Origin of the sequence: Pseudomonas sp. NY5710 (assembly GCF_013305665.1) — a bacterium.
Taxonomy (GTDB): Bacteria; Pseudomonadota; Gammaproteobacteria; order Pseudomonadales; family Pseudomonadaceae; genus Aquipseudomonas; species Aquipseudomonas juntendi.
Genome location: NZ_CP045554.1, coordinates 950,136 through 968,868, shown reverse-complemented (window position 1 = coordinate 968,868; position 18,733 = coordinate 950,136). Strand labels below are relative to the sequence as shown.

Below are 18,733 nucleotides of genomic sequence, written 5' to 3'. Positions count from 1 at the left end.
TGGGAGCGGGCGTGCCCGCGAAGCAGGCGACGCGGTGCTTGGCACCGGCTTCGCCGGTGCTGGCGGGCAAGCCCGCTCCCACAACGACCCCCAAGGCCGTCACGCGCCGGTACCGCCCACGGTAATCGCATCCAGCTTCAGGGTCGGCTGCCCGACCCCGACCGGCACCGACTGCCCGTCCTTGCCGCACGTCCCTACCCCGCTGTCCAGCGCCAGGTCGTTGCCGACCATCGACACCCGGCTCATCGCCTCCGGACCATTGCCAATCAAGGTCGCACCTTTCACCGGCGCGGTAATCTTGCCGTCTTCGATCAGGTAGGCCTCGCTGGTCGAGAACACGAACTTGCCGCTGGTGATGTCCACCTGGCCACCCCCGAGGTTGGCGCAGTAGATGCCCTTCTTCACCGAGGCGATGATTTCTTGCGGGTCGCTTTCGCCGGCACGCATGTAGGTGTTGGTCATGCGTGGCATCGGCAAGTGCGCGTAGGATTCGCGGCGACCATTGCCGGTCACTGCCATGCCCATCAGTCGCGCGTTCAGCTTGTCCTGCATGTAGCCCTTGAGCACACCGTTCTCGATCAGGGTGGTGCACTCGGTCGGCGTACCTTCGTCATCCACGCTCAGCGAACCGCGGCGGCCTTCCAGGGTGCCGTCATCGACGATGGTGCACAGGCTCGACGCCACTTTCTCGCCAATCCGGCCACTGAACGCCGAGCTGCCCTTGCGGTTGAAGTCACCTTCCAGGCCGTGGCCGACCGCCTCGTGCAGCAGCACGCCCGACCATCCCGAGCCCAGCACCACTGGCAAGGTGCCGGCCGGCGCCGGGATCGCTTCGAGGTTCACCAGCGCCTGGCGCAGCGCCTCACGGGCATAGCCCATGACCCGCTCTTCGGTGAAGAAACGGTAGTCGGTACGCCCGCCACCACCCTGCCCGCCGCGTTCGCGACGACCGTTCTGCTCAACGATGACGCTTACATTGAAACGCACCAGCGGCCGCACATCTGCAGCCAGGCTGCCGTCCGCTGCAGCGATGAGAATGCGCTCCCAGACCCCGGCCATGCTCACGCTGACCTGCTGGATACGTGGGTCAAGCGCGCGGGTCGCGGCATCGACACGCTTGAGCAATTCGACCTTTTCGGCACGGCTGAGCACATCGAGCGGGTTGTCTGCCGCATACAGGGCGGTCACTGATGGGCTGTGGAAGGCCTGCACGGTGCCGTTCTGCCCGGCGCGGGAAATCGAACGGGCGGCGCGCGCGGCCGACGTCAGCGCTTCAAGGTTGATGGCATTGCTGTAGGCGAAGCCGGTCTTTTCACCGGACTGGGCACGCACGCCCACGCCCTGGTCGAGGTTGAAGCTGCCCTCTTTGACGATGCCGTCTTCCAGCGCCCAGGTTTCCGAAATCTGGCCCTGGAAATACAGGTCGGCAGCGTCGATGCCGGGGCCGGCCAATTCACCGAGCACGCTTTGCAGGCTGTCCAGGGTCAAGCCGCCTGGGGCCAGGAGCTGCTCACTGACGGTGGATAACATCTGGCTCATAGTCACTCCGAGGTGGGCGCAGGCCGCAATGCGTCCTGCGAAAAAAAGCGCCGGTGGGCTACCACCGGCATGCGCGCCCGGATGGACGCCTGTTCTTCAATGTCGCGCTCGGCAAGCAATACCGCTTCGCCTTGCGCCTGTTGTGCCACGATCCGCCCCCAAGGGTCGACGATCGCCGCATGGCCGTGGGTGTCCCGTGGGCCTGGGTGGGTGCCGCCCTGCGCTGCCGCCAACAGGTAGCACTGGTTTTCGATGGCCCGGGCGCGTACCAGCACCTCCCAGTGTGCGGCGCCGGTCACCGCAGTGAAGGCCGCCGGAGCGCTGATCAGTTCCGCGCCCGCGGCACGCAACGCGCCATATAACTCAGGGAAGCGCAAGTCGTAACATACGCTCAAACCCAGCCGCCCGACCGGCGTGTCCGCCACCACCACGTGTGCGCCATGGGCAAAATCATCCGATTCACGGTAGCGGCCGCGGTTATCGGCAACATCCACGTCGAACAAGTGCAGCTTGTCATAGCGCGCAGCCACTTCACCGTGCTCATCGATCAGCAGCGAGCAGGCGTGCGCCTTTGCGTCGGGTTGGCCGACCGGCGGCAAGGGCAAGGTACCGGCGACTATCCATAACCTGAGGTCGCGGGCGGTACGTTTCAACCATGGCAGGATAGGCCCGCTCCCCAAGGCCTCGGCTCGGCCGATGGCAGCGGCGTCCTTGCGGCCCATGGCAGCGAAGTTTTCCGGCAGCACCGCCAGCCGCGCACCACCCTGTGCAGCCTGCTCCAGCAAGGCACCGGCACGCTGCAGGTTGGCCAGCACATCGTCCTGGCTGACCATCTGGATCACCGCTGCCTTCATGGGCACTCCTGACACTATTTCTCGAAGGGTTTCACAAAGGTGATTCTAGGCTCTTTCCACGGCCCTTCGACACGGTAATGCACGCTGGCAAAACGCGATACACGGTCACCGATCAGCCGGTCGACCAGGAACAACGCCCCGCCCACGGCTGGCGCCCCCACGATCAACGCGGCCAGCGGCAGGTTGTTGGTCACCGGTAGGCTCACCTGCAGGTTGGCATTGACCTGGTCACGTACCAGGTCCAACGTGCCTTCCAGCTCGAAGCTGCTCGACGGGCCGGTCATGGTGATGGGTTCGCGGGTCACGTACACGCCATTGCTGGCCGCCAGCAGGCCTTTGACCCGGTCATAGGCCAGGCCTTTGTCGAACAGGTCGGAGAAGTCCAGCCGCAGGCGGCGACCAATCGAATTGAAGTTGAGCAGGCCAAAGACCCGCAACGCCTGGGCACTGCCGTCGACCTCGACGAACTGGCCGGATCGCAACGCCGCGTCCATGCTGCCCGAGAAGCGCGTCAGGCTGACGGCTGCCGGCGAGCCTGGCCAACGGCCGTCCACGTCCAGGCGGAAGTCGCGGCTGGTGACGGTGGGTGCAAAGCCCCAGGCCTTGAGCACGTCGCCCAGGTTCTTGCCTTGCAGGCGGCCTTTGTACCAGCTGCTGGTCTTGCCCGTTTCACCCTCCCAGCCACCGCCACCGCCAATGCTCAGGCCCTTGAAGTCAAGAGCGATATCGCTGGCGGCAACCCCACGTGCGGTGGGCCGCAGCTTGATCGAGGCGCTGCCGAACAGGTCGTCACCGCGGTACAGCTTGTCGATGCTCAGGTCCAGCGCCGGGACTTTGCGTGGGTCGAAGGTGGCAAGCGGGTCCGGCCCATCTTCGGCGCGCTCCTGGGCTTGCTTTTCCGCGGGGCTGGGCGCTGGCAGCCGCAGCGTCTGCAGGCGCACGACCATTGGCGCACCCTTGGCATCCGGCACGCGGGCATTGCCGATGACTTCCTGGCTGTCGAGGCGCAGGTCCCAGGCGGGGCCGCCTCGGCTCAACCGTACCAGGGCCTGGTTCAGCTCGGTGCCAAACGCCTTGAGCTGGCCAATGCTCAGGTCCACGCTTTGCAGCATCTGCCGCGCACTGCCACCTGGGTCGTCTCCGGCCAGCCGTGAGGCCTGCTCTTGCCAAGGGGCCAGGTCCAGCGTTTCCAGGCGCCCACGCACGCGCAGGCCCTGTGCAGCGGGCAATTGGGCATCGCCGGTGCCCAGCAACAACTCGCCCCGGCCTTGGCCGAGCTTGTCGGCCGGCGCGGCGTAGGCAGCACGGGCAAGGTCACCGTAGCCGGCGTCGAAACGCCGCTCCGGGCCCTGTAGCGTCATGCTGAAACGGCTGTCACGGGTTTCCCCCGCCGCCTTGCCGAATGGCGCTGGCAAATCGACCGCTAGCCCCTTGAGGTTGGAGTTGACGCTCAAACGATTGTCCCGGCTGCCCAGGCTCAGTTGCAACTGGTAAGGCAGGTCACCGGAAGCCGGCAGGGCTTGCTTGAACTGCAGCCAGTCGGTCAACGCCTTGAGCGCTACCTGGCCATTGGCATCGATGCGGGTCTGCATCTGCCCGGGTTGGCCCTCGGCTGTTATCTGCGCCGTGACGGGCTTGCCGAAGGCCTGCAGGCTGATGCCCTTGCCGCTGAGGCCTTTGTCGAAATCGAAGCTGAAGTCACCTTTCAAGCGGCTCAGCTCGAGGGTGGGCGGGGCGACCTTCAGGCGCGCGTCATGGGTGGCGAAGTCTACCTGCACTTTGGGCCGCTGCCCGTGAGCCAGCGGGATATCGAGCTTGAGCTTACCCTTCAGCGGCCCTTCACCCTCCCAATCGGCGAAGATCTCACCGGTGCCGATAGGCGCTTGCTTGAGGATCTTCAGGCCATCACCCAGGCTGCCATCGAAATTGCCCGTCAGGAACAGGTGGCTCTGCTGGCCCTCGTCGACATGCGGGATATCGACGTCGACGTCACTGACCTTGGTGTCCAGCAGCACCCCGCGCCGGGCCTTGACCCGCACGCCGCTGTCCTCGATGAAGACGTCGCCATCCACATGCTGGACTTGCGGCCAGCCCGGCTGGAAGTCCAGTGCGGCGTCATGCACCTTGAAGAACAGGCTGATACTGCGTGCCTCTGGCGCCGCGCCATGGTTCAGCGAGCCCTGGTACTGGAAATAGCCTTCGTCCACCGCGCCCTTGACGATGGCGCTGCGCAGCCACTCGTCGAGGGCCGGGCTGAGCACTTCGGGCAGATACTTGGCGGTATACCGGCCATCGCCGTCGGTCAAGCCGACGCGCAGGTCCATGTAGTCCTCGCGGCCTTCCTCGAACAGCAGGCGAATCAGGAAATCGCCGGCAATCTTGCCTTCTTCGCCCAGCACCTTCAGGTAGGGCGCGACAAGGGTGAAGCCCTGCTTGTCCAGCACCCAGGTCAAGCGCGCGTTGGCCTTCTGGTAGTGCCAGGGTTTGGCGAAGATCGGGTACAAGTGCAGCATGAAGGCTTCAGTGTCCAGGCGCAGCTCGCCATGGCCCAGGTCGCCACTGATACTGCCGCTGACGTTACCCGCGGCCGGGGCACCGTGATAGGCATCGAAACCGACCTTGTCCAGGTTCGCCTCGAACTGCAGACGCTGGTCGCCTTCGGCCTTGGGCCGGGCCTGCAGCCGCACGTTGCGCAGACCACCGGTCACTTTGAGGCTAGTGACCGCCGCCATAGCTGCGTCGGGTAGCGGTGCCAGGGCCTCGATCAGCGGCGTCAGGGGCGTGAGGTCGAGCCGATCGGCCTGCACCTGCCAGCTTTCATCGGCCGCCTGCTCGCCGGGGCGCTGCTGCACCTGCAGGTGCGTCTCCCAACGGCTTTTACCGAGGTCCATGGCCAGCGAGTCGACCACAACGTCGAAGCCCTGGTCGCGGCGCTGGAACCAGGCGCCCATAGCCAGGTTACTCAACGTGGCGGCCTTGCGCCCGCTGTAGGCGCCTTTCAGCTCAGGGGCATTGAGACGCACCACGGCCTTCTGCAACTGCCCTTTGCCCCAATCGACCCAGAACTCGCCGCCTGCATGCAATGCGTCGGCATGCCATTGGCCCAGCAGGCTGGGCGGCAACCACTGCGACCAGTCGCTTTGCGGCAGGCTCAGGTAGGCCTCGACCTGGCCGTCACGCCAAGCCTTGGCAGAAACGCGACTGCGCAGGTTCATCGCCAGGGGCTGGCCATCGGGCAGCGTCGCCCGCAGGTCCAGGGCCTGGCGCGAGGGGCCGGCCTGCAAGCCGGCACTCACATACGTAAGGGTCAGCGGGTCACGCTGCCACGGGTGCACGGTGACCTGGCTGTCGAACACATCGACGCGGCCCAGCTGGCGCAGGCGCTGCAGCAACTCGGCAGGGTTCAGCGGCGCATCGTCCTGCTGCGGCAGGCCCTCGAGGTTCCAGGCGCCCTGCCCGTTCTCGCGCACGATCAATTGCAGGCCGCCGAGCTGGATACGCGACAGGCGTACCTCACGCGCCAGCAGGCTGGCCCATACATCAGGCACGACCATGACCTCATCCAGGCGCAACGCCTTGGCGCCTTCACCCAGTTGCAGGTCGCGCACCCGCAGTACCGGCGCCAGGCCGCTCCAGCGCCCCTCAAGGGCGCCCACATGTACCGGCATGCCAAGCGCTTGCTCGGCCTGGCTCTGCACGTCGGCACGGTACTCGGCTACCAGGGGTATCAATTCACGGCCGAGGCTGACATACAGCGCCACCAATACCGCCAACAAGGCGCATATGCCCAGCCCCCAACGGGTCAAGGCGACAAGAACGCGGGTCAGACGTCCCATGGCCGTGGCCCTCCAAGTCGTTTATCCATGATGGCCCGTCGCACGGGTTTCGCCAGCGCGACGAGGCAGCGACGTGTTGCTGAGGGCCTCAGAGCAGCACCACGTCGTATTGTTCCTGCGAATACATCGACTCGACCTGGAAGCGAATGGTTCTACCGATGAAGGCTTCCAGTTCGGCAACGTTGCCCGACTCCTCGTCCAGCAGGCGGTCAACCACCTTCTGGTTGGCCAGCACACGGTAGCCTTCGGCCTGGTAGGCACGGGCCTCACGCAGGATCTCACGGAAAATTTCGTAACAGATGGTCTCGGGGGTTTTCAGCTTGCCACGCCCCTGGCAAGCCAGGCAGGGCTCACACAGCACCTGCTCCAGGCTTTCGCGCGTGCGCTTGCGGGTCATCTGCACCAGGCCCAGTTCGGTGATGCCGATGATGTTGGTTTTCGCATGGTCGCGCTCCAGCTGTTTTTCCAGGGTGCGCAGAACCTGGCGCTGGTGCTCTTCATCTTCCATGTCGATGAAGTCGATGATGATGATGCCGCCAATGTTGCGCAGGCGCAGCTGCCGGGCGATGGCGGTAGCGGCTTCGAGGTTGGTCTTGAAGATGGTTTCTTCAAGGTTGCGATGCCCAACGAAAGCCCCGGTGTTGACGTCGATGGTGGTCATCGCCTCGGCCGGGTCCACCACCAGATAGCCACCCGACTTGAGCGGGACCTTGCGCTCCAGCGCGCGCTGGATTTCGTCCTCGACGCCATACAGATCGAAGATCGGCCGCTCGCCAGGGTAGTGCTCAAGGCGGTCGGCGATTTCCGGCATCAGTTCGCTCACGAACTGCATGGTTTTCTGGAAGGTTTCCCGCGAGTCGATGCGAATCTTCTCGATCTTCGGGTTGACCAGGTCACGCAGGGTTCGCAGGGCCAGGCCCAGGTCTTCGTAGATGACCATCGGTGCACCGCAGGTCTTGATCTGGCTGCCGATCTGCTCCCACAGGCGGCGCAGGTAGCGGATGTCCTGCAGGATTTCCTCAGCCCGCGCGCCTTCGGCGGCAGTGCGCAGGATGAACCCGCCGGCATCCTTGATGTTCTCGCTCTCCATGCAGTTGCTGACCACCTGCTTGAGGCGCTCACGCTCGGCTTCATCTTCGATCTTCAGGGAAATGCCAACGTGGCTGCTGCGCGGCATGTACACCAGATAACGCGAAGGGATCGACAACTGCGTGGTCAGGCGCGCGCCTTTGGTGCCAATCGGGTCCTTGGTCACTTGTACCACCAGCGCCTGGCCCTCGTGAACCAGCGCCGTGATGTTCTCGACCGCCGAGCCTTCGCGCTGGGAAATTTCCGAAGCATGGATGAACGCCGCGCGCTCCAGGCCAATGTCGACGAAGGCTGCCTGCATGCCTGGCAGCACACGCACCACCTTGCCCTTGTAGATATTGCCGACGATGCCACGGCGCTGAGTGCGCTCGACGTGCACTTCCTGCAGCACCCCGTTTTCCACCACCGCCACGCGTGACTCCATCGGGGTGATGTTGATCAGGATCTCTTCACTCATGGCAGGCTCTCGTCAAATGTTTCTTGTAATGATGGATGGCGAAGGAAGAGCTGGCTACCGCGGGTTTGTTACCTCTGCTGCAGGCACGAGCGGCTGCCAGCAGGCAATGCCGAACTGGCCGAGCAATTCTGCGGTTTCACACAGCGGCAAACCCACCACTGCCGAATAGCTGCCGGCCAGGCCGGTGACGAACACCGCGCCCAGGCCCTGGATGGCATAACCGCCCGCCTTGTCCGCCGGTTCGCCGCTGGCCCAGTAACGTTGCGCTTCATCGGCACTGATCGGGCGAAAATGCACGCTGCTGGCCACGCACAGGCTGCGCACGCGCAAGCCATCGTTCAGGGCGACAGCGGTCAGCACCTGGTGCTCGCGGCCGCCCAGATCAGCCAGCATGGCCAAGGCATCCTCGCGATTTTGTGGTTTCCCCAGAATACGCCCCTCGAGCACCACTGCCGTGTCTGCGCCGAGCACCACAGCACGGCGCTCGGGGGCCGTGGCGTTTTCGGGATGGGCGAGGCAGGCCAGGCCAGCGGCAGCCTTGGCCCGGGCCAGACGCTCGACGTAAGCCTGGGCGCTTTCATCGGCCAGCGGGGTTTCGTCGATGGGGGCGCTGATGACGCTGAACGGCACGCCGATCTGGGTCAGCAGTTCACGGCGGCGAGGCGAGCCGGAGGCCAGGTAAAGCGGGTTCATGCAGACATCTCCCTGTCAGCGGCGCATCGCCGTCAGTTGATACGCAAGCGGCGACGCAGGTCGCGCAGGGCGAAACTGATCCACGGCCAGAGCAAGGCGCTGATCACCGCCGACCAGACCAATGCCAGGGTGGGCAAACGGTTGCCGGTCAGCGCGCTAAGCCACAGCTGGATCAGCTGGGCAATGCCGAAGATCACCAGAATGACCAGGCTTTGCTGCCACATGGGGAACATGCGCAGGCGCTGCTGCAAGGACAGCACCAGGAAGGTGATCAGGGTAAGGATAAGCGCGTTCTGCCCGAGCAAGGTGCCGTACAGCACATCCTCGGCCAGGCCCAGCACGAACGCCGTGGTCATGCCCACCTTGTGCGGCATTGCCAGGGTCCAGAACGAAACCAGCAAGGCTAGCCACATAGGCCGGAACACTTCCATGAACTGCGGCATGGGCGAAACGCTGAGCAGCAGGCCGATGGCGAAAGTCAGCCAGATCACCCAGCCGTTGTTGCGGCGCGATGCAGCCATCATTGTCTCCGGGTGTGGGCGGGGGCAGCCGGCGCTGCCGCCGGGGCAGCACTTGGGGCCGCAGGCTGCGCGGTCGGGGCCGTTGGCGTGGCCGGGCTGGCCGGCGCTGCCGGGTTACCTGTGGCTGGTGCGGCCTGCTCGCCGGTTGTAGCTGGCTGGCTGGCGGGCGCGGCGCCCTTGCGGTCGGCTTCCTCCTGGGCCATGGCAGCATCGGTGGCACGCTGCTCTGGGGTGCGCCGGTCACTGAACACCAGCAGCATGTAGCGGCTGCGGTTGAGCGCGGCGGTGGGGATGGCACGCACGATAGCGAACGGCTGGCCGGAGTCGTGGATCACTTCATTGACGGTGGCCACCGGGTAGCCGGCCGGGAAGCGCTGGCCCATACCCGAACTGACCAACAGGTCGCCTTCCTTGATATCGGCAGTATCGGCCACATGGCGCAATTCGAGGCGCTCGGGGTTACCGGTACCGCTGGCGATCGCGCGCAAGCCATTGCGGTTGACCTGCACCGGAATGCTGTGGGTGGTGTCGGTCAGCAGCAGCACCCGCGAGGTATAAGGCATCAACTCGACCACCTGGCCCATCAGACCCCGGGCATCGAGCACCGGCTGGCCAAGGAACACCCCGTCACGCTCGCCCTTGTTGATCAGGATACGGTGCGTGAAGGGGTTGGGGTCGACCCCGATCAGCTCGGCCACTTCGACCTTTTCGTTGACCAGCGCCGAGGAGTTGAGCAATTCGCGCAGGCGCACATTCTGTTCGGTCAGGGCCGCCAGCTTCTGCAGGCGCCCCTGCAGCAGCAGGGCCTCGGTCTTGAGCTTCTCGTTTTCGGCAATCAGTTCGGTGCGGCTACCGAACTGGCCCGCCACGCCCTGCCAGGCACGCTGCGGCAAGTCGGTGATCCAGTACGACTCCATCAGCACCAGGCCCATCTGGCTGCGGACCGGTTTGAGCACGTCGAAGCGCGCGTCGACAACCATCAACGCGACTGACAGCACCACCAGAACGAGCAGGCGAACGCCCAGCGAAGGGCCCTTGGAGAAAAGCGGTTTAATGGGCCGTTCCTCGTGGACGACTCAGGAGGTCATTGGACATGGGACAACGCACCAGCCTGGTTGCGGGTTGACGGATACGGCGCCCGTGTGGGCGCCAGCCCAGCACATACAGGTAGCACTGTGCGTACTACCTGTAAACCGGGCGCTCATGAACCGCGAGCAGGATCACTCGCTGGAGAGCAGGTCCATCGCGTGCTTGTCCATCATCTCCAGGGCGCGACCACCGCCACGGGCGACACAGGTCAGCGGGTCTTCGGCGACGATCACCGGCAGGCCGGTTTCCTGGGCCAGCAGCTTGTCGAGGTCACGCAGCAGTGCACCACCACCGGTCAACACCAAGCCACGCTCGGCGATGTCGGAGGCCAGCTCGGGCGGGGATTGCTCGAGGGCGCTCTTGACCGCCTGGACGATTGTCGCCAGCGATTCCTGCAGCGCTTCGAGGACTTCGTTGGAGTTCAGGGTGAAGGCACGCGGCACGCCTTCGGCCAGGTTACGGCCACGCACGTCGACTTCGCGCACTTCGCCGCCCGGGTAGGCAGTACCGATTTCCTGCTTGATGCGCTCGGCGGTGGATTCGCCGATCAGGCTGCCGTAGTTGCGGCGTACGTAGGTCACGATGGCTTCATCGAAGCGGTCACCGCCAACACGCACGGACTCGGCGTAGACCACACCGTTGAGCGAGATCAGCGCGATTTCGGTGGTGCCACCACCAATATCGACGACCATCGAACCGCGGGCCTCTTCTACCGGCAGGCCGGCACCGATGGCGGCAGCCATTGGCTCTTCGATCAGGAACACTTCACGGGCACCGGCCCCCAGGGCCGACTCGCGAATGGCGCGGCGCTCTACCTGGGTCGATTTGCACGGTACGCAGATCAGCACGCGCGGGCTTGGCTGCAGGAAGCTGTTCTCGTGAACCTTGTTGATGAAATACTGCAACATCTTTTCGCAAACGCTGAAGTCGGCGATCACGCCGTCCTTCATCGGACGAATGGCTGCAATGTTGCCAGGCGTACGGCCCAGCATGCGTTTGGCTTCGGTACCGACGGCGACGACGCTTTTCTGGTTGCCATGGGTACGGATGGCAACAACCGAGGGCTCATTCAGGACGATACCGCGCTCACGCACGTAAATAAGGGTGTTGGCAGTACCCAGGTCGATGGAAAGATCGCTGGAAAACATGCCACGCAGTTTCTTGAACATGGGAAAGTGACCCTGGGGAAAGCGTGGGTAAAAAAGTGCGGCAAACTCTAACAATGGCAGGGATTTTGGGCAAGGAGCCAATATGTTAAATTGGCTGTTTTTCCGAGCACGCCAGCAGAAATTCGCGGCTGTTAGACCGCCAAAAAGCTGACATGTTCCTCACTGCGGACCCAAATTCCGTTCTTTGTTTCCCTTGGAGATCCCCATGGCGCTTGAACGCTGCGACGTGGAAAAGATCGCCCATCTGGCCCGCCTGGGCCTGAATGATGGCGAACTGCCACGCATTACCGACGCCCTGAACAGCATTCTTGGGCTGGTCGACCAGATGCAAGCTGTCGACACCACTGGCATCGAGCCCCTGGCTCACCCGCTGGAGGCCAGCCAGCGCCTGCGTCCCGACCAGGTCACCGAAAGCAATCAGCGCGACGCTTACCAGGCCATCGCGCCATCGACCGAAAGCGGTCTGTACCTGGTTCCCAAAGTCATCGAGTAAGGGATAGAGCCTGCCATGCACCAATTGACCCTGGCCGAGATCGCCCGCGGACTCGCCGACAAGTCGTTTTCTTCCGAAGAGCTGACCGGCGCGCTGCTGGCGCGCATCAAGCAGCTCGACCCACAGCTCAACAGTTTCATCAGCGTCACCGACGAGCTGGCCCTGGGCCAGGCACGTGCCGCCGACGCCCGTCGCGCCGCTGGCGAAACCGGCGCGCTGCTGGGTGCGCCCATCGCCCACAAAGACCTGTTCTGCACCAACGGCGTGCGCACCAGCTGCGGCTCGAAGATGCTCGACAACTTCAAGGCGCCGTATGACGCCACCGTGGTCGCCAAGCTGGCCGACGCCGGCATGGTCACCCTGGGCAAGACCAACATGGACGAGTTCGCCATGGGTTCGGCCAACGAATCCAGCCACTACGGCGCGGTGAAGAACCCGTGGAACCTGGAACACGTGCCAGGCGGCTCGTCCGGCGGCTCTGCCGCGGCCGTGGCGGCGCGCCTGCTGCCAGCCACCACCGGCACCGACACCGGCGGGTCGATCCGCCAGCCGGCGGCGCTGACCAACCTCACCGGCCTGAAACCGACGTACGGTCGTGTTTCTCGCTGGGGCATGATTGCCTACGCCTCCAGCCTCGACCAGGGTGGCCCATTGGCGCGCACCGCCGAAGACTGCGCCTTGCTGCTGCAAGGCATGGCCGGCTTCGACGCCAAGGACTCCACCAGCATCGAGGAGCCGGTGCCGGACTACAGCGCCAACCTCGGCGCCTCCTTGCAGGGCCTGCGCATCGGCCTGCCCAAGGAGTACTTCGGTGCAGGCCTGGACCCACGCATTGCCGACCTGGTGCAGGCCAGCGTCAAGGAGCTGGAAAAGCTCGGTGCCGTGGTCAAGGAAATCAGCCTGCCGAACATGCAGCACGCCATTGCGGCGTACTACGTGATCGCACCTGCCGAGGCCTCGTCCAACCTGTCGCGTTTCGACGGTGTGCGCTTCGGCTACCGCTGCGAGGCGCCCAAAGACCTGACCGACCTGTACAAGCGTTCGCGTGGCGAAGGTTTCGGCGTTGAAGTCCAGCGCCGCATCATGGTCGGCACCTACGCCCTGTCGGCCGGCTACTACGACGCGTACTACGTGAAGGCGCAACAGATCCGCCGCCTGATCAAGAACGACTTCATGGCCGCTTTCAACGAGGTCGATCTGATCCTTGGCCCGACCACGCCTAACCCGGCCTGGAAGCTGGGCGCCAAGAGCAGCGACCCGGTCGCCGCCTACCTCGAGGACATCTACACCATCACCGCCAACCTGGCGGGCCTGCCGGGCCTGTCGATGCCTGCGGGCTTCGTCGACGGCCTGCCGGTCGGCGTACAGCTGCTGGCGCCGTACTTCCAGGAAGGCCGGTTGCTCAACGTCGCGCACCGCTACCAGCAAGTGACCGACTGGCACACCCGTGCCCCCAACGGCTTCTGAGGAGTTCACACATGCAATGGGAAGTTGTGATCGGGCTGGAAATCCACACTCAGCTCGCCACCCAGTCGAAGATCTTCTCCGGCAGCGCTACCACCTTCGGCTCCGAGCCGAATACCCAGGCCAGCCTGGTTGACCTGGGCATGCCGGGCGTTCTGCCGGTGCTGAACCAGGAAGCCGTGCGCATGGCCTGCATGTTCGGCCTGGCCATCGATGCCGAGATCGGCAAGCGCAACGTGTTCGCGCGCAAGAACTACTTCTACCCCGACCTGCCCAAGGGCTACCAGATCAGCCAGATGGACCTGCCGATCGTCGGCAAGGGCCACTTGGACATCGCCCTGGAGGACGGCACCATCAAGCGTATCGGGGTCACCCGCGCGCACCTGGAAGAAGACGCAGGCAAAAGCCTGCACGAAGACTTCAGCGGCTCCACCGGCATCGACCTGAACCGCGCCGGCACACCGCTGCTGGAGATCGTGTCCGAGCCTGACATGCGCAGCGCCAAGGAGGCCGTGGCGTACGTCAAGGCGATCCACGCCCTGGTGCGCTACCTGGGCATCTGCGACGGCAACATGGCCGAGGGCTCGCTGCGCTGCGACTGCAACGTATCAATCCGCCCGAAGGGCCAGGCCGAATTCGGTACCCGCTGCGAGATCAAGAACGTCAACTCGTTCCGCTTCATCGAGCGCGCCATCAACAGCGAGATCCAGCGCCAGATCGACCTGATCGAGGATGGCGGAAAGGTGGTGCAGGAAACCCGCCTGTACGACCCGAACAAAGATGAAACCCGCTCCATGCGCAGCAAAGAGGAAGCCAACGACTACCGTTACTTCCCCGACCCGGACCTGCTGCCGGTCGTAATCGAGGACAGCTACCTCGACAGCATCCGCGCTGCCCTGCCCGAGCTACCGCCGCAGAAGGTCGAGCGCTTCCAGCGCCAGTACGGCCTGTCGGCCTACGATGCCAATGTGCTGGCCTCCAGCCGCGAACAGGCAGACTACTTCGAAGAAGTGGTGAAAATTGGCGGTGACGCCAAGCTGGCCGCCAACTGGGTCATGGTCGAACTGGGGAGCCTGCTGAACAAGCTGGGCGTGGAGATCGACCAGGCACCGGTCAGCGCCGCGCAACTGGGTGGCATGCTGCTGCGCATCCGCGATAACACCATCAGCGGCAAGATCGCCAAGACCGTGTTCGAAGCCATGGCTGGCGGTGAAGGCGATGCCGACAGCATCATCGAAAGCAAAGGCCTGAAGCAGGTCACCGACACCGGCGCAATCGAGAAGATGCTCGACGAAATGCTGGCCGCCAATGCCGAGCAGGTGGAACAGTACCGCGCGGCTGATGAAGCCAAGCGTGGCAAGATGTTCGGCTTCTTCGTCGGCCAGGCCATGAAAGCCTCCAAAGGCAAGGCCAACCCGGGGCAGGTGAACCAAATGCTCAAGGCCAAGCTCGAAGGGTGATTGTTTTATCCCTGTAGTCCTGCGAGGGCTTCGCCCTCGTTCGCGGGCATGCCCGCTCCCACAGGTACAGCGCCGACCTGTGGGAGCGTCGCACTAGGAGAGCACCTGACTTGCTAAAACGATCCCTCGGCACCCTCGCCCTGTTTTCGTTCCTGGCCGGCTGCGCCAGCCATGACATCGACCCGCGCGGTTACGACCAGACCGGCACCGCTTCCTATTACGGCTCGCGCCACCACGGCAAACGCACCGCCAGCGGCGAACCGTTCAACCAGCACGGCTTTACCGCCGCCCACCGCAGCCTGCCGTTTGGCAGCCGCGTTCTGGTGACCAACATGGCCAACCAGCGCAGTGTGGTGGTACGCATCAACGACCGTGGCCCGCATACCCGCGGCCGGCTGATCGACCTGTCACGCGCCGCCGCCGAAAAAATCGGCATGCTGCGTAGCGGCACTGCGCGGGTGCGGGTACAAGGGCTTAGCGACTGACGCAACAGGAGTTCGACCATTTTCGACCTGGCCACCCTTCCCACCTTCAGCCTGCTGCAACTGGGCACAGCCCTGCTGTTGCTGGTAGGCGGCGCCGAACTGCTGGTGCGCGCAGCCCTGCGCCTGGCGCAGCGCCTGCATGTGCGCCCGCTGATCATCGGCTTGAGCCTGGTCGCCTTCGGCAGCACCGCACCCCAGCTGACCGTCAGCCTGCAGGCGGCCTACCAGGGCGCGCCGGATGTTGCAGTCGGCAGCGTGGTCGGCAGCAATATCTTCAATGTGCTGGTGGTGCTCGGCCTGGCCGCATTGATCATTCCGCTGCGGGTTTCGCGCCAGTTGGTACGCCTGGACATACCGCTGATGATCCTCGCCAGCGGCCTGGTCTACGCACTGTGCGCCAACGGCCAGCTGGGCCGGTTCGAAGGTGGGTTGCTGTTGCTGGGCCTGGCCGGCTACCTGGCCATGCTCTGGCACCAGTCGCGCCATTACGCACGCACCTACCCTGCCCCCGACGCCGCCCAGGCCAGCGCCGGGCGCTTCTGGTCAGCCACCGTGCTGCAGGTGCTGTTCGGCTTGGGCCTGTTGAGCCTGGCAGGCCACTGGCTGCTTGAAGCCGCCGTCGAGGTAGCCACCGACCTGGGCCTGTCCGAGCGCGTCATCGGGCTGACCGTGGTCGCTGTGTGCACCTCTCTGCCGGAATTGGCCGCCGCCTTGATTGCGGCCCTGCGGGGCGAGCGGGAGATCGCCGTGGGCACGGTCATCGGCAGCAACCTGTTCAACCTGCTGGCGGTGCTGGGCCTGACCGCACTGGTGACCCCGCAGCCGCTGTCGATTTCACCCAATGCACTGTCGTTCGACCTGCCCGTGATGCTCGGCGTTGCCGTACTGAGTATGCCGGTGTTCTATTCCGGCTACCGCATTACCCGCGCCGAAGGGCTGGTCTTCCTGTGCCTGTACCTGGCTTACGGCCTGCACGTCGCGGCCTTCACCATGGGGCTGCCGCTGGCCGGCCGCCTTGAGCGGCTGATGCTGTTCTACGTGCTGCCGCTACTGGCCCTGGTGTTGCTGTACACCACCGTGCGCGCCTGGCGGCGGCAGCATTGAGGGGCATGGATAGGCAGCGCGCCAGGGCCACCAGGCGGCGAAAGGCTGGTGGCCTGCCCCTCACGAACAAGCCCGACTCAGTACTTCGCCTGGCGAGCCTTCTTCAGCTTGAAGGCCACCCAGAGCGCGGCAATCCATGCCGGTATCAGCATCACTGAAATGCGAATCGGCGGGGTGAGGTACATCACCACCAGGATCAACACGATGAATGCCAGGCACAGGTAGTTGGTCAGCGGGTGCCCCAGGCTCTTGTAGAACGGGGTGATGCCCGCGGCCAGCTTGGCTTTGCGAAACTTCAGGTGGGTGATGCTGATGCTCGCCCAGTTGATCACCAGCGCCGATACGGCCAAGGCCATCAACAAGCCAAAGGCTTCACCCGGCATCAGGTAGTTGATCAATACGCACAAGCCGGTGGCGAACGCCGATACCCCCAGCGCTGTCAGGGGCACGCCGCTGCGGCTGACCTTCAGCAACTGGCGCGGCGCATCGCCCTGGCTGGCCAGGCCGAACAGCATGCGGCTGTTGGCATACACACAGCTGTTGTACACCGACAGCGCGGCGGTAAGCACCACAATGTTGAGGATGGTAGCCACCAGGTCGCTGTCCAGTTCGTGGAAGATCATCACGAACGGGCTACCGCCTTGCACCACCTTCTGCCACGGGTACAACGACAGCAGCACGGCCAGCGCGCCGATGTAGAAAATGAGGATACGGTACACCACCTGGTTGGTGGCCTTGGGAATGCTCTGGCGCGGGTTGTCGGCCTCGGCAGCGGTAATGCCCACCAGCTCCAGGCCGCCGAACGAGAACATGATCACCGCCAACGCCATCACCAGGCCGCTGACGCCATTGGGGAAGAACCCGCCGTACTGCCACAGGTTGGCTACGCTGGCATCGGCGCCGCCCTGCCCGCTGCTCAGCAACCAGGCACCGAAGCCGATCATGCTGACGATGGCCACCACCTTTACCAGGGCGAACCAGAACTCCATTTCGCCATAGACCTTGACCTGGGTAAGGTTGATCAGGTTGATCACCACGAAAAAGATCGCCGCGGTGGCCCAGGTCGGAAATTCCGGCCACCAGTACTGCACGTAGATACCCACAGCCGTAAGCTCGGCCATGCCGACCAGCACGTACACCACCCAGTAGTTCCAGCCCGAGACGAACCCGGCAAACTCGCTCCAGTATTGGTGGGCGAAATGGCTGAAGCTGCCGGCGACCGGCTCTTCCACCACCATTTCACCCAGCTGGCGCATGATCAGGAAGGCCATCAGGCCGGCGATGGCATAACCCAGCAGTACCGAGGGGCCAGCCAGCTGGATGGTCTGGGCGATGCCCAGGAACAACCCGGTACCGATGGCCCCACCCAGCGCAATCAGCTGGATGTGGCGATTCTTCAGCCCGCGCTGTAACCGCTCGGGCGTGCTCTGGTCTTGCATGAAGTGTCCTTTAGCTCAGTGAGGCAGTGTTGTTGCTGTTGTTTGCAGTCAAGGATCTAGATCCATCCGCCCCACTGCAAGATGAAAATACCAATGTTGGTGGTGATTGCTGCCATCAACGTGGTGATCACGATGATCGACGCCGCCAATTGGTGGTTACCGTTGGCGGCGCGCGCCATCACGTAGCTGGCGGCCGCCGTCGGGCTACCGATGTACAGGAACAGAATGCCCAGCTCGGCACCGCGAAAACCACACAGCCAGGCACCCAGGGTGCCGAGCAGCGGTAACCACACCATTTTCACCAGGCTGGCATCGATGGCCAGGCGGCCACTGTCGCGCAGTGCCGCCAGCGACAGGGTGCCGCCGATGCAGATAAGCGCCAGCGGCAGGGTCATCTGCGCCAGGTAGTCGCCTGAAGTGAGTAGCCAGTTGGGCAGCGGCACCTGGCCGTAGGCCATCGGGGTCGCCACCAGTACGCTGATGATCAGCGGGTTGCTGAAAATGCTCTTGCAGATGCTCCAGGGGTCGGACTTGAGGTCCGGGCTGTACACCGCCAGCACCACCGCAGACAGCGAGTTGTACATGAGGATGACCACGCCGGCGAGTACCGCCCCCAGGGAAATACCATAGTCCCCGTACAGGCTGGCGGCCAAGGCCAGGCCAATGACGCCGTTATTGCCGCGAAAGGCGCCTTGGGCATAGATACCGCGATCGGCCATGGGGCTGCGCCAGACAGCCATGCCCCAGGCAAAGGCGAAGCCGATCAGGGTCGCAACGATGAAGTAGAGGATGACCCCGGGCTGGACCGCCGTAGCCAGGTCAGCGTGGTAGATGCCCAGGAACAGCAGGGCCGGCATGCACACGTTGAACACCAGCTGCGAAGCGACCTGGTTGAAGTTGTCGTCGATCAGGCGAATGCGTTTGAGCAGCACGCCCATGAACAGCATGGCGAAAACCGGTGCCGTGATATTCAGCGTCTGGATGAGAAGGGCGAGCATGCGCTAGCGATCCTGGAGGGGTTGCCGTCAGGTGGCAATGATA

Annotated in this window: 15 protein-coding genes; 5 read left to right on the top strand and 10 right to left on the bottom strand. The window is 64.2% G+C overall.

Annotated elements, in window-relative coordinates; all coding sequences use genetic code 11:
- Positions 1 to 99 precede the first annotated feature (99 nt).
- The 8 genes from tldD to mreB form a co-directional block, all read right to left on the bottom strand.
- Positions 100 to 1,539, bottom strand: a complete 1,440-nt coding sequence (gene tldD, locus GEV39_RS04355; RefSeq protein WP_173887679.1) for a metalloprotease TldD — start codon at positions 1,537 to 1,539, stop codon at positions 100 to 102.
- A gap of 2 nt (positions 1,540 to 1,541) precedes the next feature.
- Positions 1,542 to 2,393, bottom strand: a complete 852-nt coding sequence (locus tag GEV39_RS04350; RefSeq protein WP_173887678.1) for a carbon-nitrogen hydrolase family protein — start codon at positions 2,391 to 2,393, stop codon at positions 1,542 to 1,544.
- A 14-nt stretch (positions 2,394 to 2,407) separates the two neighbouring features.
- The gene (locus GEV39_RS04345; protein ID WP_173887677.1) at positions 2,408 to 6,229 is read right to left on the bottom strand and encodes a YhdP family protein; all 3,822 of its coding nucleotides are present in this window, start codon (positions 6,227 to 6,229) and stop codon (positions 2,408 to 2,410) included.
- A gap of 88 nt (positions 6,230 to 6,317) precedes the next feature.
- A complete protein-coding gene (gene rng, locus GEV39_RS04340) occupies positions 6,318 to 7,775 on the bottom strand; it encodes a ribonuclease G (RefSeq protein WP_173887676.1) in 1,458 nt (485 codons plus the stop codon).
- A gap of 54 nt (positions 7,776 to 7,829) precedes the next feature.
- Positions 7,830 to 8,468 (bottom strand): Maf family protein, encoded by a 639-nt coding sequence (locus tag GEV39_RS04335; protein WP_173887675.1) that lies wholly within the window; start codon positions 8,466 to 8,468, stop codon positions 7,830 to 7,832.
- A gap of 32 nt (positions 8,469 to 8,500) precedes the next feature.
- The gene (gene mreD / locus GEV39_RS04330; RefSeq protein ID WP_029885529.1) at positions 8,501 to 8,989 is read right to left on the bottom strand and encodes a rod shape-determining protein MreD; all 489 of its coding nucleotides are present in this window, start codon (positions 8,987 to 8,989) and stop codon (positions 8,501 to 8,503) included.
- Positions 8,989 to 10,014 (bottom strand): rod shape-determining protein MreC, encoded by a 1,026-nt coding sequence (mreC, locus tag GEV39_RS04325; RefSeq protein ID WP_249414352.1) that lies wholly within the window; start codon positions 10,012 to 10,014, stop codon positions 8,989 to 8,991. Before mreC ends, mreD begins: the two co-directional genes overlap by 1 nt.
- 195 nt (positions 10,015 to 10,209) lie before the next feature.
- Complete coding sequence (mreB, locus tag GEV39_RS04320) at positions 10,210 to 11,247, bottom strand: rod shape-determining protein MreB (protein WP_003255163.1); 1,038 nt, start codon at positions 11,245 to 11,247, stop codon at positions 10,210 to 10,212.
- A gap of 205 nt (positions 11,248 to 11,452) precedes the next feature.
- Between mreB and gatC the strand changes: the two genes are divergently transcribed.
- The 5 genes from gatC (at position 11,453) to GEV39_RS04295 (ending at position 16,253) form a co-directional block, all read left to right on the top strand.
- Positions 11,453 to 11,740, top strand: a complete 288-nt coding sequence (gene gatC, locus GEV39_RS04315) for an Asp-tRNA(Asn)/Glu-tRNA(Gln) amidotransferase subunit GatC (protein ID WP_003255165.1) — start codon at positions 11,453 to 11,455, stop codon at positions 11,738 to 11,740.
- A gap of 15 nt (positions 11,741 to 11,755) precedes the next feature.
- Complete coding sequence (gatA, locus tag GEV39_RS04310; RefSeq protein WP_173887674.1) at positions 11,756 to 13,207, top strand: Asp-tRNA(Asn)/Glu-tRNA(Gln) amidotransferase subunit GatA; 1,452 nt, start codon at positions 11,756 to 11,758, stop codon at positions 13,205 to 13,207.
- Positions 13,208 to 13,218: 11 nt separating this feature from the next.
- Positions 13,219 to 14,664: an Asp-tRNA(Asn)/Glu-tRNA(Gln) amidotransferase subunit GatB gene (gatB, locus tag GEV39_RS04305; RefSeq protein WP_009685165.1), complete on the top strand. Its 1,446-nt coding sequence runs from the start codon at positions 13,219 to 13,221 to the stop codon at positions 14,662 to 14,664.
- 110 nt (positions 14,665 to 14,774) lie between these two features.
- A complete protein-coding gene (locus GEV39_RS04300) occupies positions 14,775 to 15,149 on the top strand; it encodes a septal ring lytic transglycosylase RlpA family protein (protein ID WP_009685164.1) in 375 nt (124 codons plus the stop codon).
- Between the two features lie 60 nt (positions 15,150 to 15,209).
- Entirely contained in the window at positions 15,210 to 16,253 is a 1,044-nt protein-coding gene (locus GEV39_RS04295) for a calcium/sodium antiporter (protein WP_173891647.1), read from the top strand.
- 77 nt (positions 16,254 to 16,330) lie between these two features.
- On the opposite strand, the gene GEV39_RS04290 is transcribed toward GEV39_RS04295, so the two are convergent.
- A complete protein-coding gene (locus GEV39_RS04290) occupies positions 16,331 to 17,692 on the bottom strand; it encodes an amino acid permease (protein ID WP_173887673.1) in 1,362 nt (453 codons plus the stop codon).
- Between the two features lie 56 nt (positions 17,693 to 17,748).
- Complete coding sequence (locus tag GEV39_RS04285) at positions 17,749 to 18,690, bottom strand: AEC family transporter (RefSeq protein WP_173887672.1); 942 nt, start codon at positions 18,688 to 18,690, stop codon at positions 17,749 to 17,751.
- Positions 18,691 to 18,733: the final 43 nt, after the last annotated feature.